Genomic DNA, 24,420 nt, shown 5'->3' on the forward strand with positions numbered 1-24,420 from the left:
TTTGTATATGCCATTTATCTGCAAGGGTGACTGTCTTCCGGCAGCACCGCTATCCGCTTATTTCACTGTAAAGATATTATTCCCCTCTTCATACCTGTACGCCAGTTCCATATGGTGAATATCCAGAATACTTTTGACAATATAGATCCCAAGCCCCAGTCCGCTTTTTGATGTATGGAACGGTTTGAAATAGTTTTCGATCGTTTCAGGAAGTGCCTCTCCTTTGTTGATGATCTCTACACGGTCTTTTTTGATCTTGACAGTGACATGTTTGTCTGTGCTGTATTTGATAGCATTGTCAAGCAGGTTTTTCATGGCAAGCGTGAAAAGTTCGAAGTCAGCTTTGACAATGTAGTCTTCTTCAATCTCTATGGTAACCAGTCTTTCCGGGTTTTCTACCATCAGTATGTCAATACTCGCTTCAGCCAGGTCTGACATTTTATAGGGACTGATATGCAGGTCGAAATTGCGTGAAGTGATCTTTTCTATTTTGGCAAATTCGTCTATGAGCAGGTTCATGCGTTCAAAAATGCTGTGCATGCGTGCCCTGCTTTTTTCGTCGGGAAGCATTTCGCTCATCAGGCGACCTTTGGCGATGGGTGTTTTGAGCTCATGCATAATGGCACGCAAAAAGAGCTGTCTCGACTGTATGAGTTCGCGTATCATGGTCACTGCATGGTCAAACTCATTGGCGACTTCCGCAATTTCGTCATCTTTGTCACTGGCACAGCGTATGTCAAGATTGCCCTCGGAAAATGTTTTGATCTTCTCTTTGAGTTCCGAGAGAGGTTTGAGACTCTGCACGATCCACAGGTAAAGAAAGAGAATAAACAGCAGCACAATGGCAAATACTATAATACGTTTGACCGGGTATCTCGGTCTGTTTTTATTTTCCAAAAAAAGTTTGAACCGATCATTGTTGATCAGAATGATACGCTGCAAACGGTAGGTATCGACCGCATATTTCTTGTATTTCCCTTTTTCTTTAAAGTAGCGCTCTATCTGTACTTCCTGCGCTTTGTCTTTGACAAGTGAGACATTCTGTGACTCAAGATAGGCTTCATCTATTTTTCCCGTTTTGAGATAATACTGATAGAGATAATGGGCTATGTCGCGTTCATGCGCGGCATTGTGTTCTTCAAATTTGGCATGGTCGTATCTGACCGAAGCAATGAAAAGTGTGGCAAGGAGAACCAGCGTTATGGAGAAAACAAGATTGATCTTGTTTCGCAGGGAGTCTTTAAACAAGCTTGTATCCTACACCACGGACAGCCTGAATACGTTTGTTGTCCCCGATCTTGCTGCGTATCTTGGAAATGATGACATCAAGGCTTTTGCCCTGTGAATCAATGCTCATAGTACCGGAGGTATTGATGATCTGTTCCCGTGACTGTGTGATGCCCTGGTGTTTGACAAGCAGGGAGAGTACTTCAAATTCAGCCGGTGTCAAAGTAAGCGCCTGTCCTTTAAAGTAAATGGTATCTCCCTTGATCTCAAAATCACTTTTGGGAAGGGAATTCTGTTTTTCTCCGTCCTTTTGGACACGGCTCAGAATGGACATGATGCGTGCGTACATCTCTTTGGGATCATAGGGTTTCGGCAGATAGTCGTAGGCACCGAGTTCAAAGCTTTTTACTTTGTCGCTGATGTCGCTCCGTGCTGAAGAGATGATCACCGGCATATCATATTTCCGTACGACCTCTTCGCAGACTTCCAGTCCGTCCATCCCTGGCAGTGTCAGGTCAAGTATCATCAGGTCATATTTCTTGACACCGGCGCTCAGACCGAGGAACGGGTCTTCATAATTGGTGATCTTAATATCGAACTGTGAAAGATATTCGCTCAGAAGTTCCGCAAACTCCGGATCGTCTTCTATCATTAGGATGTTGATCATAGCTAAACCTTTTTGCTGTACTTGACGTATATTTATTTTATTATAACCTTGAAAGGTTAATTGAAATCAAATCACCTGATATGAGGTGACTCAAGCTTTTCCCATTCAAGATTTCCCCATTTTTTCAGATCATCCTGAAGCTGGTCGAGTGTTTTGTCTTTATGGCAGGCAAAACAGGCATTGGTTTCCGGCGGCATACCGTAGGCTTTCGTCTGTGCCGGGTAGGTAAAGCTGAAACGGTGCGAACGTACCGTTAACGGCGATTTCCCCGTATGTCTGCCGGTTTTCGGCATATGGCATTCGATGCAGAGCGACCCTTTGCTGCCGGCTTTGTGATGGGTATGCTGTTCCAGCGTATCCTGATGCGGCCCGATGATCGAACCGAACGAGTGGCACTTCATACAGGCAGCATTTCCCTGGGGTTTCTGTGCTGTATTGGTCAGTTTGTGCGGATCGTGGCAGTTGATACAAGTGATCCCGTGCTGATACATACGGTCATGAATATATTCATTCCCCTGGGTACGGTTTTTCTTTGCTGCACCGTTGGCCCAGAATTCTTTGGTCTCTTTTCCCGGCGCGAAAGGGGCAGGAAGTTTGTAACTGATCAGCGGTTTCCCCGGTGCATATCCTTTGGGATAGTCTGTAGCCGTCATCCATAATTCTTTGGCTGTCGCGTGTTCTGTTTCGATGCGTTTGTCACGGTTTCTCATATGGCACTGGAAACATACTTCATTGGTTCTGATGGGGTCGACAAGGCTTGCTTTGAAGACAGGGGAGTTCGGGTCTTCGGCATGTTTGCTTCCCGGACCGTGACAGTTTTCGCAGGCGATGGCCGGTTCCACCCGTTTACCCGTAGCCATAAATCCGGTAAAATGGCATCCGTCACATGTGGTTGAGGTCGGGAACTGTTTATTGTCATGCGGGTAGGAGTCATGGTACCAGTATTTGTAGGGTTTAAAATGCTGCCATTTTTTGGTTTGGCTGTTCCACTGGTAATTCCCCAGTCTGAAATCTGACTTGCCGTTGATCGTTGCAGGGATCATATAGCGCTGTTTGAACTTGCCTCCAATGGTATAGACCGCTTCTTTGAGTGTAAAGTCTGCATCTTCGGGAAGTCTGGAAAAATCGGCTACGACCGCTTTGGGATCTTTGGCGATGACCTGTATCATTTTGGAGTGCATGGAAGCTTTCCAGTCATGATAGTGCTCTTTATGGCACTCTTTGCATTTGCCTGAGCCGACAAAGTGGGCTTCTTTCTGCTCTTTGGGCTGAAGGTCGAGGTTGAGTCCGACACGCGGTTTGGTCAGCTGCTTGTAATACGGGGCGATCTTGGGCATATTTCCGTAAATGAATGCCGCAACAACGAGCAGAATAAAAAAGAGCCAGAAAAGTAATTTTTTCATAATATAAATGCCTTTTGCATATAGGATTTGATGGCATCGAATGTATATCGGTGCTCCGTGAAATGTTCAAATGCGATAATCCCCTGATAAAGCAGCATGTCGCTGCCGTCCTTGGTTGGTTTTCCGTGGGATTGTGCCAGTTTCAAAAAAGGTGTCTTTTTGCCGTAAATAACATCGACACAGGCTTGTGCCGGAGGGATGACGGTATTGAGCAGTGCCTCTGGGGCAGGTAGGTCGTCATCTTCCAGTCCTGCTGAAGTCATATTGATAACAAGATCATAGGTTTCAGGAATGAATGTCTCGAACGTGGCTGTCGTAAAGCCGTTTTGGGCAAATTTTTCCAGCCGGCCGGCACTTCGGTTCAGTATAGTGACATCATAGCCTTCATCCCGCAATATGGCAGAAGTGGACTGGGCCGTACCGCCTGCACCGAGAAAGAGGACTGTTTTTACATCGCCGAATTCGGAGATGGTTTTAAGAAAGCCGGGAGCATCGGTATTGTAGCCGTAGAGTTTTCTTTCTTTCTCAATGATGGTATTGACCGCGCCGACTTTTTTTGCAAAAGGGTCAAGTTCGTCGCAGGCAGCATAGGCATGCTCTTTGTGCGGTACGGTAATATTGATGCCTTTGAGTTTCAAAGCGAAAAAGGTTTCTTTGAGCTTGCTGCCGTCTTCAAGTCTGTAGCGGTTGTAGCATCCGTCATATCCCAGACCTTTAAAGGCAAGGTTGTGCATAAGCGGAGATTTGGAATGTGAAACGGGGTTGCCGAAAATAGCAAAGAGATCTGTGCCCATTTTATAGATTTTCCATCTCTTTGAGGGTGGCCAGCAGGGCACCCAGTTTGTTCTTTACTTCGAGGTATTCCAGTTCGGGAACAGAGTCTGCCACAATGCCTGCACCTGCCTGAAGGGTGATAGAATCGGGTTTTATGAGTGAGGTTCTGATGGCAATGGCGGAATCCATGTTTCCGTTGAAAGAGAAGTAGCCTACGGAGCCGGAGTAGAATCCGCGCTTAAGTCCTTCAAAATTGGCGATGAGTTCCATGGCCTTGATCTTTGGTGCACCGGTCATGGTTCCTGCGGTGAAGGTTGCGGCAAAGAGATCGAACATATCTTTGTCATCCCTAATGATCGCTTCTACATCCGAAACCATATGCATGACATGAGAGTATTTCTCCACGCGCATCATGTCGGTTACTGCTACCGTTCCGGTTTTTGCGACACGTCCCACATCGTTACGGCCGAGATCTATGAGCATGAGATGTTCGGCACATTCTTTGGGATCGTTCAGCATTTCAAGTTCAAGTTCTTTGTCGCGTGCATGTGTTTTTCCGCGTTTTCGTGTACCGGCGATAGGACGCAAAAGTATTTCTCCGTCAGTCAGCCGTACCATTACTTCAGGACTGGAACCGCAGATGGAGAATGTTTCATAGTCGAGCAGGAAGAGGTAGGGTGAAGGGTTTTTTGAACGCAGTACCCGGTAAAAACTGAGCGGGTCTATCTTGCCTTTTTGTGTATACCGGTTGGCAAGCAGTATTTGGAAGACGTCTCCGGAACGGATACTCTCTTTGGATTCTACGACAAGTGCTTTAAACCGCTCTTCATCAATGCTGAAGCTGCCTTCCCCTTCGAGTTCGACTGCTTTGAGTCCCATGGGGGTGAATGTTTCATGCAGCATTGCCTCAATCGCATTAAACCCTTCTTTCATCTTTTCATCATTAAGGATGAGCGTGAGTTTGGCACTTTTGTGCGAGTAGGCAATGATGATCCGGGGACGTATAAGATCGAGATCGGGGGTATCCAGCGGATCGAGCAGGGTATCCATACTTTCACAGAGTACCGGTTCAAAGACTTTGACCATGTCATAGGCAATGAAGCCGATGAAACCGTCTACAAAAGAAAAACCGGCTTCAAGAGACAGTTCTTTGTATTTTTCCTGGTCTATTGCCTGATAATAGGACTTCATAAATGTGAACGGATCTTCATCGAGAACTTTTTCTTTGCCTGAAGCATCGGTATAGTATGTCGTTTTGTCCTTGTATTTCAAACGTTCCTGTGCACCGATGGCAATGAAAGAGAAATTCCCGTCACTGGTGTTGACAACACTTTCAAAAAGCATTGTGATCTCGTCAGGGAAAAGTGTTTTGATCTTGCCGTAAAGGGCAACCGGAGTGAGTTGGTCGAAAAGAACAGTTTTTAACATGGACTTACTTCTTTACGATGAACGCACCTTTGTTGATGCGGTCTTTGACACGGACTAATGCATTGTCGGCATCCACTCTGCTGGGGTAAGGCCCGATGAGCAGTTTTTTGGTTCCGTTTGACGTAGGTGCGGTGATCTTATAGTGGAAACCGTGTTTTTTGATAGTATTGAGAAAGCGTGTACTCGGTGTCTGGGAGAAAGAACCAACCTGAATGTAATAGTGCTCTGCCGCTGCCGTTTTTTTTGCGGCAGCAGGTGCAGGCGATTCACGGTATACCTGCTTGGGTACGACGATCTTGTCGGCATGGGCAGGCTTGCTTGTCTCTTTTGGTACTGTAGGTACCTTAACAGGAGCAGATACTTCTTTTTTAGCAGGTTTGGCCGAGACAGGTTTAGGTACTTCCGGTACGGAAGCAATATGCTCTTTTCCGGGAGCAGATTTCTCTTCGTTGATTTCGACAGTTTCTTTTTTGATCTCTTCTGTCTTTTTCGGGGCGGTGAGTTTCTCTTCGATCATGGAAGAGAGTTTTGTCTCATCTTTGGGAGTTTCTTGGGAAGTTTTTGCTTCGGCTTTGCTCTGAAGGGTCAGTTCCGGACTGATCAGGTCGGTCATGTTTTCTTCCAGTGCGATTTCTGTATTTTTCGGCTCGTTCAATACGGTTTTTGTAAAGACGATCGCAACGATCAGAACAACAATAATAAGTGCGATGATCGTTAAAAAACTTTTTGCCTTGTTGTTTTTCGGTTCAATATTGTCGATGATCAGATCATCTAAATTATGGTCATTCATTTTGGGAAGGTCTCCGGATACGATTTTGGAATAATTATACCCTATAGAATGTATAGAAAAGTTTATTTATTTTAGATTGTTATGGATGAAGCAAAACCCCTCTCCCGGGAGGGTCTAATGTATCAGAAAGAGGAAAGAGTGCTGTTTTTGTTCCGGTTGTGTCAAAGGCTGTTTTACAAACCCAGTTTTTTCTGGTTCATAATGGTATAAAGTACCGGCAGATAAAGCAGGTTGAGTACGGTTCCCCATGCCAGTCCGAAACCCAGTGCTATGGCCATAGGCTGAAAGATTGCCGCCTGTCCTACAGGGAAAAACACCAGAGAAGCCAGGCCGATAAGTGTGGTGACGGATGTCAGTATGATAGGTCTGAAGCGCTTGGCGGCATAATAGTATATTTCTTCAAGATTCCTAGCTTTTTTGAGATTCATCAGCATGATGATCCCGTCATTGATGACTACGCCGGAGAGCCCCAGCATACCGATGATGGAAGGCATGGAAAGATTCAGTCCCATGATAAAATGTCCCAGCAGTACACCAAGAAAAGAGAAGGGGATCACGGACATCATCATGAATGTTTCCCTGAACGAATTGAAAAGATAGAGCAGGGAGAGCATGATCAGCAGCATTGCCATGGAAGAGGCAAGCAGCATGTCATGTCTGAGCTCTTTTTTCTTTTCCTCTTCTCCCTTGAAGACAATTTTGATCCCCTCTTTTTTGGCCTGTTTCAAAAGAGGGTCTATTGCCGCGATCGCTTCCGTGGCAGTGAGTACTTTGCTGTTGACATTGGCATAAATGTAAAAATTGGTCTCTCCGTTGTCTTTGATGATCTTTTCAAACGAACGTATCGTATGGAAGTCAGCAACATCTTCCAGTACGACGGAAGAGCCGTCATCCAGTCTTATGAGAAACGACTTGAGTGCTTTGAGAGAGTCTTTTTGGCTGCTGCGTACTTTGAGCTCAAGCAGATCGCTGCTGTCAAAAGCAAAACCGATACGTTTTTCAAGATAAAAGTCTGAAAGCAGGGTTCCCAGTTTTTTTTCGTTAAGACCCAGCGACTCTCCGTAGGCATTGACTTTCAGTTTGATCTCATCGACGCCGTAATGCATCGAATCATTGACAGAGACGATCCCTTTCATTTGACCAAGCTTCTTTTCGATCGCCTGTGTATACTGCATGATCTTTTGGCTGTCATCGGAGATCAGTCCTATTTTGAGGTCTGATTTGATAGGTCCGACTTTTCGCTCAACAATGGCAAGGTCACTGAGACCAAAACGCTCTTTATACTTCTGTTTCTTCAAAAAAGCTCTGAGTTTTTCTGAGATAACGGAAGATTTTTCCTCTCTGGTGCGCCCTTTGCTGTCATAATAGAAACTCAGTGCAGGGGTAATATAGCGGTCCACAAAATTTTGTGCTTTGAGTTTTTGCAGTTCAATGTCGATATTCCCTACGTACGGGTAGGTTTCCGAGTTGCCCGCACTGTCCCTTCTCCATCCGGCTACAGAGCCTACATGCTTGATATAGAATGCTTTTCTGTGGGCATACAGGTCTTTCTCAATAGCTTTGAGGTAAGCCATGGTCTGTTCTGTCGTTGAATTGACATTTGCTTTGAGGGTGACGCGTATGGTACTTGCATCAAATTTGGGAAACATTTGGAACCGGCTCTCTTTGACCCCGAGAACGGTCAGCAGCGGTACGAGTATCAGAAAAAGTGTCAAAAATGTTTTCCGGTAGTGCATCAGCAGGTGGATCACCCTGCTGTAAATACGGTTCACCGGTTTCCAGGAAGTGGTCTTTTCATCTTTGTTGAGCAAATGTGCGGCATGAATGGGGAGAAAGAGGAAAGATTCTATGAGAGAAGCAACGACAAGCACGGATACTGCAATGGGAATAAGCTTGATGACTTCTCCCATATTGCCGCTCATCATCAGTGCCGGAATGAAGGCAAATAGTGTGGTCAGAGAAGCAATGGTGACGGGCTTGAACATTTCCTTGGCACCCTGTACCGCAGCCTCTTTGGGGGCAATGCCTTCTTCTATGTGCTGCTGGATGTTTTCACTCACTACAATGGCATCATCGACAATGATCCCCAAAGCGATCAGTACTCCTACAAGCGAGATCATATTGATCGTATATCCCGCGAGATAGAAATAAATGATCCCCATCACAAATGAAGTAGGGATACCGAGTGTAATCACGATAGACATACGTTTATTGATCAGCAGTGCTACAATCAGTGCAATGAGTATCAGCCCGAGAAGAATGTTGGAAATAACGATGTTGAGACGGTCTTTGATCTTTTCCGAACGGTCATTGTGTATCGTGTAGCGGATCTCTTTGCTGTTTTTGTTGAGGGTCGCAACAATTTTTTTGATCTGTTCGGCAAGTTTCAGGGCATTGCCTTCATTGCTCTGTTTGATGCTTACGTCGACAGCATCTGCGGCATCGATGGAAAAGAGGGTCGCCGTGTCTTCATAGCGCTTGGAGACTGTTGCGATATCTTTAAGGTAGAGTGTTTTGCCTGCGATTTTCAGCTGGCTCTGCAGCATCTTTTTGGCATCTTTGGGGCCGTTGTAGGTAGAGAGATAAAAGTGTTTGGCCCCGTTCTCTTCTATCATCCCTACCGGAAAAATGTATGAAAGACCGCTTAAAGCCGCTACAACAGCTCTTTCATCCAGCCCGTAGGCGCGTATTTTGTCTGTATCGAGATGGATGTCGTAATATTTGTCGGAATCACCGTAAATGGTTACTTCCGAAATATTATTCAGACTGCTTACCCTGTCTTTCAAGTCGTCTGCTGCGGCGATCAATGCTCCGTGGCTCGCTTTTTTCGAAGAGATCGCCACACGCATCAGGTCACGCTTGACTTCCAGTACATTGACTACAGGCGTATCCATATCGCCAGGCAGATACTGTTTGGTCAAAGCGATGGCATTCTTGACCTTCTCGGCCGTGTTGTATTTGTCTACACGTTTTTCAAGTTCGAGGACAATGTTGAATTTGCCCGCAGAAATAATCGTCGCCATCTTGTCGATGCCGTCGATATTTTTGATCTCCTGCTCTATCTTTTTGACTGCCATTTTGTTGAGCATATCTATGGAGGCTCCGGCATAATGTCCGTTGACCGATACCATATCCAGCTCAAAAGAGGGGAAGATCTCCTTGGGCGTTTTGGTGTAGAGTACCGCTCCTGTCAGAAAAATGAGTATAAAAAGAAAATAGTTGAGGCGGCTGTTCTCGACGAAGAAGCGTAAAAGTTTCTCAAACATGGCTATACTTCAAATTTCTTGTAAGGCAAAGTAATGATATTGTACGCTTCCGGCAGGGAGGCAGAGGGGAGAGTCTTCCATTTTTTGCCGAGTTTCTCTTTGAGGGCATCGGAAATCTTCTGCAGGGCTTCGTCAGCTTCCTCGAGGCTCAGCGGCTTGACTTCTATAAAGACTTGAACAGTTTCTTTATGTTTCCCCTGGTAGACTTGATACGCTTCGATATGCAGTGTTCTGAAGAGCTGTCTGACCAAGTGGTAGAAGCGCAGGTATTCTTCTCCTCTGTATTCCAGTACAAGATAGCTGGTGCGTCCCTCTTTGAGCAGCGGTGCGGCAGCGGTATACTGTCTGTTGAGATGCTGGTTGAGCAGAAGGGGGGTGAGAGGTTCTTCTATACGTTCAAACTTGGCATAGAAGGTACGATGGTCGAAATGGATCTTTTCGACGATCGTATTGCGTTTGATGTAGTAGTGGCTGTCATGAAGTTCTAAGTCAAAAACTTTCAAAGATGCATCTCTTTAATGCAGCAAACTGTATGAGCCGACTGCTGACAGGCAAGGAAACTGCAGTGCAGGCGAGGTACTCAATATCGAGTCGCAGGTCGACATGGCATCCGTGTGGTTTTTGGGGACTTTGTTCAAAAAACGTCCTTTGTTAGTAAATTGGTTTGTCATAGATGACAAAATTGGAAGCCAGTTCTTTCATCTCTTCCTTGATTTTTGCATGCAGTTCGCTGTCATTGATGTTGTCGAGAACATCTGCGATCCTGTTCGCAATGATTTCAAATTCCAGTTCTTTCATTCCGCGGCTTGTCAGTGCAGGAGAACCGATACGGATACCTGAAGTCACGAAGGGAGATCTTGTCTCTCCGGGAACGGTATTTTTGTTGACGGTGATACCGGCTGCCCCCAGTGCCGCATCGGCATCTTTTCCGCTGAACTCTTTGTTGAGGAATGAGACGAGAACAAGGTGATTGTCCGTTCCGCCCGATACGACATCGTATCCTCTCGCAACAAGAACTTCTGCCAGTTTTGCGGCATTGGTCTTGACTTGTTTTGCATATACTTTCCATTCAGGGGAGAGGTTGTGCTTGAAGCCTACTGCTTTGGCAGCGACCACGTGGACAAGAGGTCCGCCCTGAAGACCCGGGAATATCGCTGAGTTGATCTTCTTGGCAATCCCTTCGTCATTGGTCATGATCATACCGCCTCTTGGCCCTGCAAGCGTTTTGTGTGTCGTTGTTGTGACCACATCGGCATACGGGAACGGACTTGGATGTTCACCGGCGCAGACAAGGCCGGCAATATGTGCAATGTCGGCAAAGAGGATGGCCCCGACTTCATCAGCGATCTCTCTGAACTTTTTGAAATCGATCTCTCTGGCATAGGCGGAGGCACCGCAGACAATGATCTTGGGCTGAACGATCTTTGCAATGTCCATGACTCTGTCATAGTTGATACGGCCGTCAAGCTCTACGCCGTAGGTAAAACTGTGGTAGTTTTTACCCGAAAAACTCGGTTTGCTTCCGTGGGTAAGGTGTCCGCCGTGGCTTAAGTCCATCCCCAGAATTTTATCACCCGCTTTGATGAGTGCCGCATAGACTGCACCATTCGCCTGGCTTCCGGAATGGGGCTGAACATTGGCATAGTTACAGTCAAAAAGCTCACAGGCCCTGTCTATGGCAAGCTGTTCTACCACATCGGCATATTCACATCCGCCATAGTATCTTTTGTAAGGGTAGCCTTCGGCGTATTTGTTGGTAAAGACTGAACCCATTGCTTCCATAACCGACGGGATCGTGAAGTTCTCGGAAGCGATCATCTCAAGGTGGTTGGTCTGCCTCTCTCTTTCATTTTCGATAGCCTGGAAGATCTCCGGGTCAAAAGTTTCAATAGCGTATGACATACAGTTCCTTTGGGGAATAAATTTAAATGTATTTATAACAAAATTACTCTAAAAGGGTTATGAAATCAAAAAAGAGTATTTCTTTCATTTACAGTTGATTGATACTTTACTGTTATGATAACTTCAGAAAAAATTTCAGGAGCAGAAATGAAACGTCCCGTACTGATATTGCTGCTTGTACTGCTTCTGTCAATATCAGGCTGGGCGAAAGACTACACCCAAAAACGTGAGGTGCGTATCTTCATTGACCGTATGGTCACACACTATCATTTCAACAGAAATGATCTGAACAGGCTCTTTTCCCGCATTACTTTTCAAAAGAGGGCGCTTGCCATTTATGTACCGGCATACAGAGCAAAATGGAAGCCGCCGAAAAGAAGAAAGAAACAGGGCTCCTGGGACCGCTATGAAGAAGTTTTTCTTAAAGCTTCGAAAGTACAGAAAGGCGTGGCCTATATGCATAAACACCAGAAAATACTTCTCAGAGCATACCGAAAATACGGAGTACAGCCGGAATACATTACAGCGATCATCGGCATAGAAAGCCACTATGGTGTCAATACAGGCAGATATCCTGTCCTTGATACTCTGACGACTTTGGCATTCGAAAAGAACAGAAGACAGAAGTTTTACCGTACAGAGCTCAAAGAATTTCTGCTGATGGCACGGCGGGAGAAAGTGGATCCCCGGCATATCAAAGGCTCTTTTTCCGGAGCGATCGGGCTGGGACAGTTCATGCCGAGCAACTACAGGCATTTTGTTGTAGACTTCAACCATGACGGCAAAAAAAGAATGAACAGTCCGGATGATGCCATAGGCAGTATCGCCTACTACTTCAAGCGTCACGGCTGGCGCAGAGGGCAGCCTGTAGCAGTACGTGTTTCCTATCCGGGCAAACGCTTCACCGGACGGAAAACAGGATATCGCTACACATACAGCCGTGCATCACTGAAACATATTTCTCCCAAATGGCATTTTGACTACCAGGGCAAGGTACATTTGATCAGACTGAAACGCTACGGTTTTGACGAACTCTGGTACGGCACACATAATTTTTATGTTATTACACGCTACAATCACAGCAATTATTATGCAATGGCGATCTATCAGTTGGCAGAGCAGATCAAAAAAGGATATAAAAAGAAGTACGGCAGCTATTTAAGATAAGCTTCAGAGTGCGCCATGCCCGCAGAAAATACCCTGGATGCGCGTAGCACAGGCTATTTCTTCTCCTGCGCTCTCTTGTTGCAGGCTGCTGCGTCGATACAGAAGAAGCCTTTGCCTTTTTTGGCAGGTTTAAGTTCCTCTTCGTTGGTGTTACCGCATTTTTTACAGGTATTTCCCGGTTGGCTCTCTTCAAGTTTGGCTTCGGGTTTCATGGCAGGGAAGAGGATGACATCACGAATGGAATGGTTGTTTGTCAGCATCATGACCAAACGGTCGATGCCTATGCCTTCTCCTGCGGTGGGTGTCATGCCGTGTCCGAGTGCCCTGACAAAGTCAAGATCCATGTGCATGGTCTCATCATCACCGGTTGCTTCTTTTGCTTCTACCTGCGCCTTGAAACGCTCGAACTGGTCGATCGGATTGTTCAGTTCGTTAAAACCGTTGGCGATCTCTTTGCCTGCCATAAAAAGCTCAAAACGTTCCGCAATATCAGGATTTTCGTCACTTCTTCTTGAAAGCGGAGAAATATCGATAGGATAGTCCGTGATAAAGGTTGGGTTGATGAGTTTGGCTTCAACGAATTCATCAAAAAGTTCTGCCTGAAGATAGCCGAGTGTCAGGTTCGGGTTGACCTCTACCCCATGTTCCCCAAGGTAGCTGATCGCCTTTTGTCTGTCTGTGGCCGCTTCTTCAGGCACACCTCCGATCGTGGTCAGGGCTTCAACGAACGGTACTTTGGCAAACGGTGTACCAAAGTCAATTTTCATCTCTCCGTATTGTACTTCTTTTGGCATAGCGAGCTTTTCAAAAATATAGTCGAAAAGATCTTCCGTCAGTTTCATGAGGTCATAATATGTATGATAGGCCCAGTAGAATTCAATGGAGGTGAACTCGGGGTTATGGGTCTGGTCCATTCCTTCGTTCCTGAAATTCCGGTTAATCTCAAAAACAGCTTCCATACCGCCTACCGTCAGACGTTTGAGGTAAAGTTCAGGAGCGATACGCAGGTAACGGTCTACGCCAAGCGCATTGTGGTGTGTCGTGAACGGTTTGGCATTGGCACCGCCGGGAATAGGGTGCATCATGGGTGTTTCGACTTCGAGGAAACCGTGGTCTTCAAAGAATCTTCGGATCAGCGAAACGATTTTGGAACGCATTATGAAGGTTTGTTTGACTTCCGGATTCATGATCATATCAAGGTAGCGCTGGCGGTAGCGTATCTCCTGGTCTGTCAGGCCGTGGAACTTTTCGGGAAGCGGAAAGATCGCTTTGCTGACCATTTTCATATCGGTACAGTGCAGCGTCAGTTCGCCTGTCTGCGTCACAAAAGGATAGCCTGTCACTTCAATGATGTCACCGACTTCAAAAAGTTTTTTGACCACATTGTTGTAATACCCTTCAGGGAGGTCATCACGGGTATAATAGATTTGTACCAATCCTTCGGAATCTTCGATCTTGGCAAAAGAAGCTTTTCCCATGATGCGGATGAACTTGAGTCTTCCTGTAAGGGTGTATCGTTTGCTCTCGTCTTTCTTCTCCTGGGCATCCTGCTCTTTAATGTAGGCACATTCTTGCAGAAACTGCGCAGAGGACACCCCTTTTTCTATTTGGCTGGGATAAGGGTTGATCCCCTCTTCTCTTAGCTTTTCCGTTTTTTTGATTCGTTCCTGAATATATTGATTTTCAAATATCAAGCTTTCTCCTGTTCTTTCTGTTCGTCATTCTGGACTTGGTTCAAGATCGTCATTTTTACAGTCGTCTGTGGGATCTTGCAGATCCTGAAACAAGTTCAGTATGTTTTTTACGGGTTTTCGTTCTTCTGGCATGTCTCGCACAGACCGATGATCTTCATCGTATGGTCAGTCATTTTGAAATGGAATTTTTCAGCGATCTCTTCTTGCTGGGTTTCGATCATTTCATCAAAAAACTCGATAATTTTTCCGCACGAAGTACAGATGAGGTGGTCATGGTGTTTTTTCAGTCCCAGTTCGTATTTCTTTCCCTGTGCACCAAAAGAAATGGAACTGGCGATCCCTTCGTTTTCAAGCAGGGTCAGTGTCCTGTAGACAGTAGCAATGCCGATCGTGACATCCGGATATTCTTTTTTGATCAGAATATAAATGTCTTCCGGTGTGAAATGCCCGTCATTTTCATAAAGGAATTTTAGAACAAGCTCTCTTTGCTTGGTGAATTTCAGCGAATTGTTTTTAAGCAGTGTTTTGAATTTGTCCAAAAGAAGCGGATAGGTAATCATAGCGGTATCCTTTATTCTGCCGTGGCGGAAGAAATGTTTCCTTCTGCCGTTTTGTTATGCTCTGTATGTTTTTGGGGCGGCTTCAGCCCGGCAGCTTTTTTCAGTATGTCGGCTTTGGACTGTTCCCCGAGTCCGAGTGCAGCAGGGTCAAGATGGATAATTGCGGAACCGGTTTTGATCAGATAGGGATACAGTACGGAATGTTTGACATATTTTCCGAGATTTTCTTTGACCAGTGTCACATTGGAAAGGGCCGTTACGATCAGTGCGAAAATGATGAAGTATTTTCCTCCCCCCGCAATAAAACCAAACAGCCGGTCGATAAAACTCAGTCCGCTGACACTGGTAAGCTTGGAAAGAATGGACCCCAGCAGCGTTGCTCCGAGCCATACAATAATAAGCACGGCAAGAAAACCAAAGAGCTTGAGCAGTGTAGGATTCTGCATTTGCAAAAAGTTGTCGTTAATGAAAGCGGCTGCGGTATCTGCAAAGCGGGAGCCGAAGTAGACACCGGCCACCAGCCCTGCCAGACCGAAGATCTCTTTGATAAATCCGTTCATGAAGCCTTTGATACCCAAAATAAGTACGATCGCACCTATGGTGATATCAAAGTAGTTAAAATCAACCATCGTAAAATTTGCCATTACGCTATTACTGCCCCTTTGCTAAAATTTCCGTATTGTATCCAGTCAAGCTGTGTTTTCTGCATTTTACAGTGCTTTTGTCATCTCTTCAGGCTTGTTGGCAAACTGAAGTGCCGTTTCACGGCTGATCTTGCCATCCCTGATAAATTTAAGAAGGGCCTGTGTCTGCGTCTGCATACCTGTACCTTCCTGTCCGAGCTGCATCTGTGAATAGATCTGGTGTACTTTGTCTTCACGGATCAGGTTGGAGATCGCATGGTTGGTGACAAGTATTTCAGAGGCTGCAACCCTGCCGCCGCCCAGTTTCGGGAGAAGGGCCTGTGCGACCACGGCAACCAGGGATGTGGAGATCATCGCTCTGATCTGCGGCTGCTCATCTCCGGTAAATACATCGATAATACGGTTGATGGTACCCGGTGCGGAAGAAGTATGGAGTGTACCGAATACCAGGTGGCCTGTTTCTGCTGCGGTCAATGCCGCTTCGATCGTTTCTTTATCCCTCATTTCCCCGATAAGGATAATATCGGGATCCTGACGCATGGCATACTTGAGTGCGGTGGCAAAGCTTTTGGTGTCTTCACCGACACCTCTGTGGGAGAAAACACATTTTTTATTGGTATGAATGAATTCCACGGGATCTTCCACCGTAACAATGTGTTTTTGTTCCGTCAGGTTGATCTCATTAAGCATAGCTGCCAGAGTGGTTGATTTACCTGAACCTGTCGGCCCGGTAACAAGGATCAAGCCTTTTTCCCGCTTGATCAGTTTTTTGTAAATGGTCGGTGCCCCGAGATCATCAAGAGAGGGTATATCGATGGGAATAACCCTGAAAGCTGCCGCAACATCTCCCAGTGTACGGTAGTAGTTCGCCCTGAAACGTCCGATGCCGGGCAGAAACAGTGCAAAATCAAGTTCATCATTTTCTTCAAAATGCTGTTTTTGTTTTTCTGTGATCATGGAGTAGCACATCTCTTCGATATCTTCTCCGGTGAGTTTGGGCAGGTTTACGGGCTTGAGTGCGCCGTCCAGTCTTATCTGCGGCTCTGCATTACTGACCAGGTGAAGGTCGGATGCTCCGTGTTTCACAACACTTTGTAACAGTTTTTTGATATCGAAGTCAGCCATAAAGATCCTTTATTTCAGTAGTAAATTTTGATACTGTGACTCATTATATCCAATTATTATATTCTTTTCAAAGGTAATAACCGGTCTTTTGATCAGCATGTTCTCTTTAGCCAGCCAGTGGCGTTTTTCATTGTCTGAAAGGTTTTTTTCTTTGAGTTTCAATGTTCTGTAAGTCATACCTCTGGTATTGAAAAGGGTATTGATGTCGCATTTTTCAAGCCAGTTGTCAATGATCTCCTGTGTGACAGGGGTTTCCCGAAAGTCGATGAATTCATAGGCTATCTCGTGGGCTTTAAGGAATTTTAATGCTTTTCTGACACTGTCACAGTTCTTGATGCCGTAAACGTTGAGCATAGGCTTATTCAATAATCGCAGGTACTATGAAAAAGTCATCCTGACTCTCAGGTGCACGGGAAAGGATCTCTTTTGCAATGCTGTCTTCTGTCCTGGGTATGTCTTCTCTGAGCGGTGTACCGCCTTTGAGTGTCGAGAATGCCGCATCCAGGGCATCGGTATCGAGTTCGTTCAGGTTGTCGATGTATCCGAGGATTTCGCTAAGCTGGCCCATGACTTCCTCTTTTTTCGAATCATCAATATGAAGATGAGAGAGTTTTTCCAGTTTTTCCAAAACAGTGTTGTCTATCTGCACAGTTTGCCTTTTTGTATGTATAATATAGTAATATTCTTATTATATATTAATTTGGTTTAAGATATAACTACAATAACAAACTATAGCACCAAGGATAAAAATATGATGCAGCAATTAGACATGAGTTCACCGGAGTTTTTGGCAGAACTGGAAAAAACCAAAAAATTTACAGACAAAGTATGCAAGCAGTTCGGCTGGGTGTACCATCCGATGGAAGATGTCAATGAAGGCGTACAGCTTGGTCTGGCAAGACACAAAATGCTCTACGGCAAACGCTTCTGTCCCTGTTTTATGGTAGAACCCGATGAAAGCAAACCGGGAAAATTCAAAAGTTCGGATGACCGTGTTTGCCCCTGTCCTCCTGCCATTAATGATGAAGTTCCCAATGAAGGAAAATGCCACTGCGGTATTTTCTGTACGCCGGAGTATGCCAAAGAGAACAGTTAATTAATGCAACTTCGGTACAATACACCTCTATTTTTTATATGAAAGGGGTATGTAATGCATGAACTCTTAGCCAGAGACAATATTAATTCTGAGGATCTTGAAGCACTGCTTGAAGCAAGGGAAAAAGGAGAAGCTGATTTTCTCCTTGTAGATGTACGCGAAGATATGGAATATGATATGGGACACGTCAAAGGGGTCGATCTGCTTAAGCCGACATCGACATTTCAGCAGTGGGCAGAATCTTTTTTGAATGAGCATAACGGCAAAACAGTTATCTTTACCTGTAGAACGGGAAGCAGAAGTGCCCAGGTACAGCATGTATTCAAGAGTAACGGTTTTGATCGTGCAATCAACCATGCCGGCGGTATTGTAACGTACCGCGGAGAGATCGAACGCTAAACGACAGAACCTTTCTGTGCACCATTAAAAAAGAGATAAAATGAATGTTGTTGATCTTCTGATGAAATTGTTGAGTTTTGAATCCATTACGCCCGATGATGCAGGCTCCCTCTCTTTTATAGAGCAGTATCTGGACGGATTTGAAGCGGTGCATGTCAACGAAGGAGGGGTTAAAAACCTTTTTTTAACCAAAAAATTCGGGGATGGTCCCCATCTTTGTTTTGCAGGACATGTTGATGTTGTACCTCCGGGAGACGGCTGGGAGACCAACCCCTTCGTACCGGTCATTAAAGAGGGAAATATTTATGCCCGTGGCGCACAAGATATGAAAAGCGGTGTGGCCGCATTTCTTCAAGCGCTTAAAGAGACAGAAACATTCAGCGGCAGACTCTCTGTTCTGCTGACTTCCGACGAAGAAGGCGAAGCTGAATTCGGTACGGTGATCATGCTTGAACATCTCAAAGAAACCGGGCTGCTGCCGGACTACTGTATCGTGGCCGAACCGACATGCGAACATGTTTTCGGAGATGCGATCAAAATAGGACGAAGAGGTTCTATCAACGGCTATCTTACGATTCATGGCAAACAGGGGCATGCGGCCTATCCTGAAAAGGCGGTCAATCCGGTCCACAGGATCGCACATCTTTTCCATGAACTTGCCGGTGTCCATCTCGATGCAGGATGCAGTGATTTTGCGCCAAGCCAGATGGTGATCACCGATATTCGCGGAGGGATGCAGGTAACGAATGTGACACCCGGTTCACTGCAGATCATGTTCAATGTACGCAATTCCACGAAAACTGCACAAAAAGATATTACACTGTATATTGCCAACATACTAAAAGGGATCGACTACGATCTCAAATTGACACAGGGATCTTATCCGTTTGTGACGAAACGGGATTCAAAGATCGTAAAGCATCTTTCAAGAAGCATTAAAAAAGTGACGGGTGTGGAAACAAAGCTCTCAACAGCAGGCGGTACCAGTGATGCGCGCTTTATGGGGGCGTTCGGTATTGATGTTGTTGAATTCGGTGTTATTAACGACACGATACATGCGCCCAACGAGCGGACTTCCATCGAAGAGGTGGAAAAACTCTATACTGTTTTTAAAGATACGGTGGCACATTTTACACAGAGGACTGAAGCATGACAGGAATGAAGAAAATAGTGGCTGCGGCAGTGCTGCTGGCAGGAACGGCGCTCTTTGGTGAGATGGTATGGCAAAAAGACCTTCCTGCTGCATTTGAAAAAGCCCGCCAGGAGCATAAGACAGTGATGGTTTTTGTTGAAGGTGAACACTGCCGATGGTGCAAAAAGATGAAATACCGCACACTGAGCGACGAGAATGTCGAAAAAAGGCTTGCTCCCTACATTACTGTCAAAGTGATGGAAGAGAATACAAAGGCGGTCAACACACTGCCGAAGATAGACGGTGTTCCCACCATTCTTTTTATGAGCGCTGACAAAAAAGTGATTGAATCCGTGGTAGGGTATTACGATACGGCGGATTTTATCAGTTTTATAGATACCGTAGAGAAAAAAGTGCCCTTGAAAAAACAGTAAAACCGTTTGTATATTTGATGAGAGATCCGAAGGAGAGATAAAGCGTGTTCACCAAACCGAAGTTTACAGAATATGTTATGGCAAGACTTGTCACACTGGGTGTTTTTGTTTTTGTACTCTTTGCTGTCCTGATCGTTATGGTGATGAATGACCAGGATGATATCATACTGGCCATGACGCTGCTCGGTATAGCCTTTGCACTTTTCATATTTTCCATTTACCGCGGTGCAAAACGCATGCAGAATGAACTTGAAGTGATCAATAAATACCTCAGGAACCTTGACGAGATAGAACATATTGATTATGAGACACGCTTTTTCACCCATGAGTTCGAAGAGATCAACGAAAACCTGATCCGTGTGCTCAAAAGTGCCAAGAAACGTGAAGATATCAAGCAGCGCTACAATGCCAAACTCAAACTCAAGAACCGTCAGCGTGCCGATATGCTCTCTGCCATCGCCCATGAATTCCGCAACCCCATCGCATCCATTATGGGATATTCGCAGACGCTGCTGGAAGACCCTGATATCCCCAAAGCGCTGCAGGTGAAGTTCCTCGGAAAGGTTTATAATAACGGACAGAAGATAGAAGACCTCCTCTCAAGGCTTATTCTCTGGAACAAATTCGAAAGCGGTGAAGCGACACTGCATAAAAGTACCTTCAATCTGCTTTCTCTTGCCAACGAGGTCAAAGCGGTACTGCAGGAATCCTATAAGAACAGAGAGATAGAGATCATCGGCGAAGAGCGGACCGTGGAAGCGGACCGTACCCTGATCGAACTGGTATTGAAGAACCTGATCGAGAATGCCTTGAAATATTCCAAAGATACAGTGACGCTGAAAATAGACAAAGACCGTATCTCTGTTATTGACAAAGGTTCAGGGATCAGTGAAAAAGATTTGGGGAAAGTGACCAAGAAATTCTACCGTTCAGGCACACATAACTGGGACAACTCTATGGGCCTGGGACTCTCCATTGTCAAAACAGTGTTGACACTGCACGGCAGTACACTTGAAATAGAAAGCAAACTGGATGAAGGCTCTACCTTCTCTTTTCAACTATAGTGTTCTGACAGGAATATGTTCAAATATTGATATCGAAAGAATGCAAAAAAAATATACTATGGAACTATCAGGAAAATTCTGAATGATGCGAAGATGCCAGCAGAAGGAAGAACAGTGCAAGTAAAAAAAATACCGTTAAGTCTGTTAACGACAGTTTTATTTTTGATAGGCAGCAATGCCGTGGCTGACGGACAGATGGGATATATAGAAAAAAGAGCAATGCCTGTAACGCTCAAAACTGCAGCAGTTTCAAAACCGAAAAGAACCCTGAACGGGAATATGACACTGCACTACAATGTACTCCCGCCAAGCGTGGACAATATATATGATATGTTCTCCAAAGGTGTGTTCTACGGAAGGATCAGGCTAAACAGTTTTTACTGGCACTGGACTGACCCTCTCTATCCTAACAAAGCACCCAAGGAATTGGGTATCGGCGGTAGTTTGATCTACAAATCTGCCATCTTGAGCCACTTTGGTTTTACCTTGGGATATTATGCTTCGATGAATCCGTATTTTTTCAGACCGGATGCTGATGAAGTCGGTTTTGCCAAAGCGGGTAAAGATACATTCAGCCGTTACAAAGTCGCAACCGGCGGCGGTTTCGGGTTGTATACTCCGGGGCAGGGATTTCTGGAATATCATAACGGTACAGTAGATGTGAAGGCCGGACGCCAGCTTTTTGAGTCTGTCTTTACCAAATCAAACGATACAAAAATGATCCCCAATACCTTTGACGGTATTTCGTGTACTTTGAAGATTGCGCCGAAAACAGCAGTCAGAGTAGCATGGTTTGGCTGGCAAAAACTCAGAGACCATGAAAAGCACCATGATGTGATCACATTCAAGGATGGTTCGGGCAGCCAATACGGAAAATGGAACAACAATGACGATTCCGGAGGACACAAGGGGCTGACGTATGACAACTTTGTTTCAGCAGGTAAGAATCCTAACCATAATATGTATGTTGCTGATTTCAAGTCGACTTATATCAAGAATCTGAAGTGCATCGCAAGTTACCTTCAGATCCCTGGTGTACTGAAAGATGCCGTTCTAGAAGCACACTATAAAGTGCCTGTTTCTGATACAGGATGGGCAGTACGACCGGGTATTCGGTATTTTATGCAGTTCGATGATGGCGGTGGAGAGGTAGCCGGCAACTCAAATGCTCTGGGTGCAAAGCTTATAGGGTATGATTCAAGTGTAAATGGTTCATTGGATTCAAATCTCTTTAACGGCAGAATAGATGTTTTGATGCCGGATAAAAAAGGTTTCTTCAGAGTGGGGTACTCGAAGGTAGCGGATGAGGCAGATATCGTTGCTCCATGGAGAGGGTTCCCTACAGGCGGATTTACCAGAGCCATGGCACAATATAACTGGTTCTCGAATACAGAAACAATGATGATCAGAGGTGTATACAAGTTCAATTCTACATGGAAAGCCAGTATCCGTTATGCGGTGGAAGACTATGATGATACAAAACCGGTCCCGGCAGACGCCAGTATTGTTAATATAGATACATGGACAAATATTACAAAAGACCTTCAGATGAGAATGCGTTACGGACACGTAGTTGCTGATGCCAATACACCAAGTGTCACGAAGCCTGGGAAATTTAAGCCAGATTGGTCATATGATGAATTCCGTTTGGAATTCAATTACCTCTTTTAGCCATAGAAACAGTTACTGTAATAAAACAGAATACCTGTTTTTTCCGATTTTGCAATCAAAATAAAACAAAGTACACTATTACTTATGGATGCTGTCATAACAATTGATGAAAAGTACCGCTTTTGATACATAGAAGCAAAATGCATCTCTTTCTTGGAGATTATAAAGCGTTTTTAATGCAATCTTTTATAGACTTAATTCATGCGAAATACCCGTAAAACCAAGGTTTAACGGGTACTTATAACTATTATAAGTTCAGCAAAAAATTCAAGGAGGAAGTATGAAACTAGGTTTCTTAGTTGACCTTAACCTGTGTATGGGGTGTAAAGGTTGTGAAGTAGCTTGTAAAGTGGAAAACGAAGTACCGCTAGGCTCTTGGCGTCTGCGTGTAAAATATATTGATATCGGGACATTCCCCGAAGCATCGAGATCATTTACGCCGCTGCGCTGTAACCATTGTGAATCTGCACCGTGTGAACGTATCTGTCCGGTGTCTGCTCTGCACTATCTTGAAAACGGTATTGTGAACGTGGACAGCAGCAGATGTATCGGCTGTGCCGGTTGTATGATGGCGTGTCCTTACGGAGCAATCTACATGGATCCGGAGACAAATACGGCGGATAAATGTACGTACTGTGCACACCGTGTAGAGAGCGGCATGATGCCTGCCTGTGTGGTGATCTGCCCGGTACAGGCAAATATTTTTGGTGATATCGATGATGACGAGAGTCACATTTCACGTTATATCATGGAGCATCAGGGTGCAGTTCAGGTACGTAAACCTGAAAAGAATACGATACCGAAACACTTCTATGTCGGCGGAGGCAATCAGACACTCAACCCGCTTGCACAGCAGAGGATCGAAGGATACAGTCTCTTTAATAATGTTACGCATCTGAAGCATATAGGTAATCCGCATGAGAGCGTAATAGACAGGTTCCTGGAACCGTTCGAAACGGAAGAAAAGCTCGATAACAGAAGTTTTGTCGACTTTGACAATAAAGCATATGAAGGAGGTCACTAATGGTAGAACATGGTATTCATGCAACACAGGCTGTTGTAACATTGGACGTTCCGCTTCCGGGTATTATCTGGGGCTGGATGATCACATTGAATATGTGGGCAAAAAGTATCGGAACAGGTGTCATTATTGTAGGAGCGTTCCTTCTTTACAGACATAAAAAAGAAGAGATGCCGAACCTCAGATGGCAAATGCCGCTGATTTCGTTTATCTTTTTGAATATTTTCCTGCTGTTTACATTGACAGATCTCCATCATCCGTACAGAATGGTCAACATTTTCCTGCATCCGCACTGGACTTCTGCAATTACTGTAGGCGCATGGATGGCATCGCTGTTCACAGCACTGGTCACAGTGATGTTGGTGATCGGCTATTTTGATGCACATCCGTATACCGGAAAAAATTGGAAATTGGCAAAAGTGGCAAGAGAAAACAGCAGTTTTTACGAAAAGATCTTTCCTTTCGTTGTATTTCTTGCTTTTCCGGTAACGCTTTATACCGCGATCATTATGGCTGAAGCTGCAGCGAGAGAATTGTGGCAGACACCTGCGGAAGTGATGCAAATGATCTGGGCGGCACTGCTGGCAGGTTCTGCCGGACTGATCATGATTTCCGGTTCCTGGAGCAAAGAAAGCAGAAAAGACCTTGCACTGGTATTGGCGATTGCGACACTCTTTTCCTTCCTGATGTATATGGGTGAATATTTCTTCTCATTCAAGTCTGCTGAAGCGGAAGCGACACTGGCGTATGTCCATTCAGGCGGTGAATACAATGCAGAATTCTGGTTCGCAATGGTACTTGGATTCATCATTCCGTTCTTCCTTGCTGTGAGAAACATGAAAGAAGACAATAGAACGCTGCTGAGATTTGCAGCAATACTGGCATTGATCGGGCTGTATCTTGCAAAAGATGTCTGGCTTAAGATCCCACAAATGCTAAACTTGAGTTAAGGAGGA

At 45.1% G+C, this 24,420-nt stretch carries 24 protein-coding genes; 9 read left to right on the plus strand and 15 right to left on the minus strand.

Features of this window, described 5'->3' with window-relative positions:
* Positions 1-57: 57 nt before the first annotated feature.
* The 9 genes from F8L24_RS09860 to F8L24_RS09900 form a co-directional block, all read right to left on the minus strand.
* On the minus strand, positions 58-1,248 hold the full coding sequence (locus tag F8L24_RS09860) for an ArsS family sensor histidine kinase (protein WP_294955170.1): 1,191 nt from the start codon (positions 1,246-1,248) through the stop codon (positions 58-60).
* The gene (locus F8L24_RS09865) at positions 1,241-1,894 is read right to left on the minus strand and encodes a response regulator transcription factor (RefSeq protein WP_294955172.1); all 654 of its coding nucleotides are present in this window, start codon (positions 1,892-1,894) and stop codon (positions 1,241-1,243) included. Before F8L24_RS09865 ends, F8L24_RS09860 begins: the two co-directional genes overlap by 8 nt.
* Positions 1,895-1,965: 71 nt before the next feature.
* Positions 1,966-3,297 carry a multiheme c-type cytochrome gene (locus F8L24_RS09870; RefSeq protein WP_294955173.1) on the minus strand — a complete coding sequence of 444 codons (1,332 nt, stop codon included), beginning with the start codon at positions 3,295-3,297 and terminating at the stop codon, positions 1,966-1,968.
* Positions 3,294-4,091, minus strand: coding sequence for a shikimate dehydrogenase (locus tag F8L24_RS09875; protein ID WP_294955176.1), 798 nt, complete (start codon positions 4,089-4,091; stop codon positions 3,294-3,296). Before F8L24_RS09875 ends, F8L24_RS09870 begins: the two co-directional genes overlap by 4 nt.
* A gap of 1 nt (position 4,092) precedes the next feature.
* Positions 4,093-5,499 carry an anthranilate synthase component I family protein gene (locus tag F8L24_RS09880; protein ID WP_294955178.1) on the minus strand — a complete coding sequence of 469 codons (1,407 nt, stop codon included), beginning with the start codon at positions 5,497-5,499 and terminating at the stop codon, positions 4,093-4,095.
* A gap of 4 nt (positions 5,500-5,503) precedes the next feature.
* Positions 5,504-6,289, minus strand: coding sequence for an SPOR domain-containing protein (locus tag F8L24_RS09885; protein ID WP_294955180.1), 786 nt, complete (start codon positions 6,287-6,289; stop codon positions 5,504-5,506).
* A gap of 173 nt (positions 6,290-6,462) precedes the next feature.
* The gene (locus tag F8L24_RS09890; protein WP_294955183.1) at positions 6,463-9,555 is read right to left on the minus strand and encodes an efflux RND transporter permease subunit; all 3,093 of its coding nucleotides are present in this window, start codon (positions 9,553-9,555) and stop codon (positions 6,463-6,465) included.
* A gap of 2 nt (positions 9,556-9,557) precedes the next feature.
* Positions 9,558-10,058 carry a DUF1882 domain-containing protein gene (locus F8L24_RS09895; RefSeq protein ID WP_294955184.1) on the minus strand — a complete coding sequence of 167 codons (501 nt, stop codon included), beginning with the start codon at positions 10,056-10,058 and terminating at the stop codon, positions 9,558-9,560.
* A 148-nt stretch (positions 10,059-10,206) separates the two neighbouring features.
* The gene (locus F8L24_RS09900; protein ID WP_294955186.1) at positions 10,207-11,457 is read right to left on the minus strand and encodes a serine hydroxymethyltransferase; all 1,251 of its coding nucleotides are present in this window, start codon (positions 11,455-11,457) and stop codon (positions 10,207-10,209) included.
* A gap of 147 nt (positions 11,458-11,604) precedes the next feature.
* Here F8L24_RS09900 and mltB point away from each other — a divergent pair, with 147 nt between their 5' ends.
* A complete protein-coding gene (mltB, locus tag F8L24_RS09905) occupies positions 11,605-12,624 on the plus strand; it encodes a lytic murein transglycosylase B (protein WP_294955188.1) in 1,020 nt (339 codons plus the stop codon).
* Positions 12,625-12,677: 53 nt separating this feature from the next.
* Here the strand turns inward: mltB and lysS are convergent, their stop codons facing one another.
* From lysS to gatC, 6 genes are all read right to left on the minus strand, one after another.
* Positions 12,678-14,318 (minus strand): lysine--tRNA ligase, encoded by a 1,641-nt coding sequence (gene lysS, locus F8L24_RS09910; protein ID WP_294955190.1) that lies wholly within the window; start codon positions 14,316-14,318, stop codon positions 12,678-12,680.
* 107 nt (positions 14,319-14,425) lie between these two features.
* Positions 14,426-14,878 carry a transcriptional repressor gene (locus tag F8L24_RS09915; protein WP_294955192.1) on the minus strand — a complete coding sequence of 151 codons (453 nt, stop codon included), beginning with the start codon at positions 14,876-14,878 and terminating at the stop codon, positions 14,426-14,428.
* A gap of 11 nt (positions 14,879-14,889) precedes the next feature.
* Positions 14,890-15,522, minus strand: a complete 633-nt coding sequence (locus F8L24_RS09920) for a CvpA family protein (RefSeq protein WP_294955194.1) — start codon at positions 15,520-15,522, stop codon at positions 14,890-14,892.
* A 66-nt stretch (positions 15,523-15,588) separates the two neighbouring features.
* Positions 15,589-16,647, minus strand: coding sequence for a type IV pilus twitching motility protein PilT (locus F8L24_RS09925; protein WP_294955196.1), 1,059 nt, complete (start codon positions 16,645-16,647; stop codon positions 15,589-15,591).
* Positions 16,648-16,656: 9 nt separating this feature from the next.
* Positions 16,657-17,001 (minus strand): arsenate reductase family protein, encoded by a 345-nt coding sequence (locus F8L24_RS09930; RefSeq protein WP_294955198.1) that lies wholly within the window; start codon positions 16,999-17,001, stop codon positions 16,657-16,659.
* 4 nt (positions 17,002-17,005) lie between these two features.
* The gene (gene gatC / locus F8L24_RS09935) at positions 17,006-17,296 is read right to left on the minus strand and encodes an Asp-tRNA(Asn)/Glu-tRNA(Gln) amidotransferase subunit GatC (RefSeq protein ID WP_294955200.1); all 291 of its coding nucleotides are present in this window, start codon (positions 17,294-17,296) and stop codon (positions 17,006-17,008) included.
* Between the two features lie 102 nt (positions 17,297-17,398).
* Here gatC and F8L24_RS09940 point away from each other — a divergent pair, with 102 nt between their 5' ends.
* From F8L24_RS09940 to nrfD, 8 genes are all read left to right on the plus strand, one after another.
* The gene (locus F8L24_RS09940; RefSeq protein WP_294955202.1) at positions 17,399-17,743 is read left to right on the plus strand and encodes a ferredoxin-thioredoxin reductase catalytic domain-containing protein; all 345 of its coding nucleotides are present in this window, start codon (positions 17,399-17,401) and stop codon (positions 17,741-17,743) included.
* A 54-nt stretch (positions 17,744-17,797) separates the two neighbouring features.
* A complete protein-coding gene (locus F8L24_RS09945; protein WP_294955204.1) occupies positions 17,798-18,142 on the plus strand; it encodes a rhodanese-like domain-containing protein in 345 nt (114 codons plus the stop codon).
* A 40-nt stretch (positions 18,143-18,182) separates the two neighbouring features.
* A complete protein-coding gene (gene dapE, locus F8L24_RS09950) occupies positions 18,183-19,295 on the plus strand; it encodes a succinyl-diaminopimelate desuccinylase (RefSeq protein ID WP_294955206.1) in 1,113 nt (370 codons plus the stop codon).
* Positions 19,292-19,708, plus strand: coding sequence for a thioredoxin family protein (locus tag F8L24_RS09955; protein ID WP_294955208.1), 417 nt, complete (start codon positions 19,292-19,294; stop codon positions 19,706-19,708). Before dapE ends, F8L24_RS09955 begins: the two co-directional genes overlap by 4 nt.
* A gap of 44 nt (positions 19,709-19,752) precedes the next feature.
* Entirely contained in the window at positions 19,753-20,772 is a 1,020-nt protein-coding gene (locus tag F8L24_RS09960) for a HAMP domain-containing sensor histidine kinase (protein ID WP_294955210.1), read from the plus strand.
* Between the two features lie 114 nt (positions 20,773-20,886).
* Complete coding sequence (locus tag F8L24_RS09965; RefSeq protein WP_294955212.1) at positions 20,887-22,443, plus strand: hypothetical protein; 1,557 nt, start codon at positions 20,887-20,889, stop codon at positions 22,441-22,443.
* A gap of 280 nt (positions 22,444-22,723) precedes the next feature.
* On the plus strand, positions 22,724-23,467 hold the full coding sequence (locus F8L24_RS09970) for a 4Fe-4S dicluster domain-containing protein (protein ID WP_294955214.1): 744 nt from the start codon (positions 22,724-22,726) through the stop codon (positions 23,465-23,467).
* The gene (nrfD, locus tag F8L24_RS09975; protein WP_294955216.1) at positions 23,467-24,414 is read left to right on the plus strand and encodes an NrfD/PsrC family molybdoenzyme membrane anchor subunit; all 948 of its coding nucleotides are present in this window, start codon (positions 23,467-23,469) and stop codon (positions 24,412-24,414) included. Before F8L24_RS09970 ends, nrfD begins: the two co-directional genes overlap by 1 nt.
* Positions 24,415-24,420 lie beyond the last annotated feature (6 nt).

Source organism: Sulfurovum sp., assembly GCF_015493435.1.
Lineage (GTDB): Bacteria > Campylobacterota > Campylobacteria > Campylobacterales > Sulfurovaceae > Sulfurovum.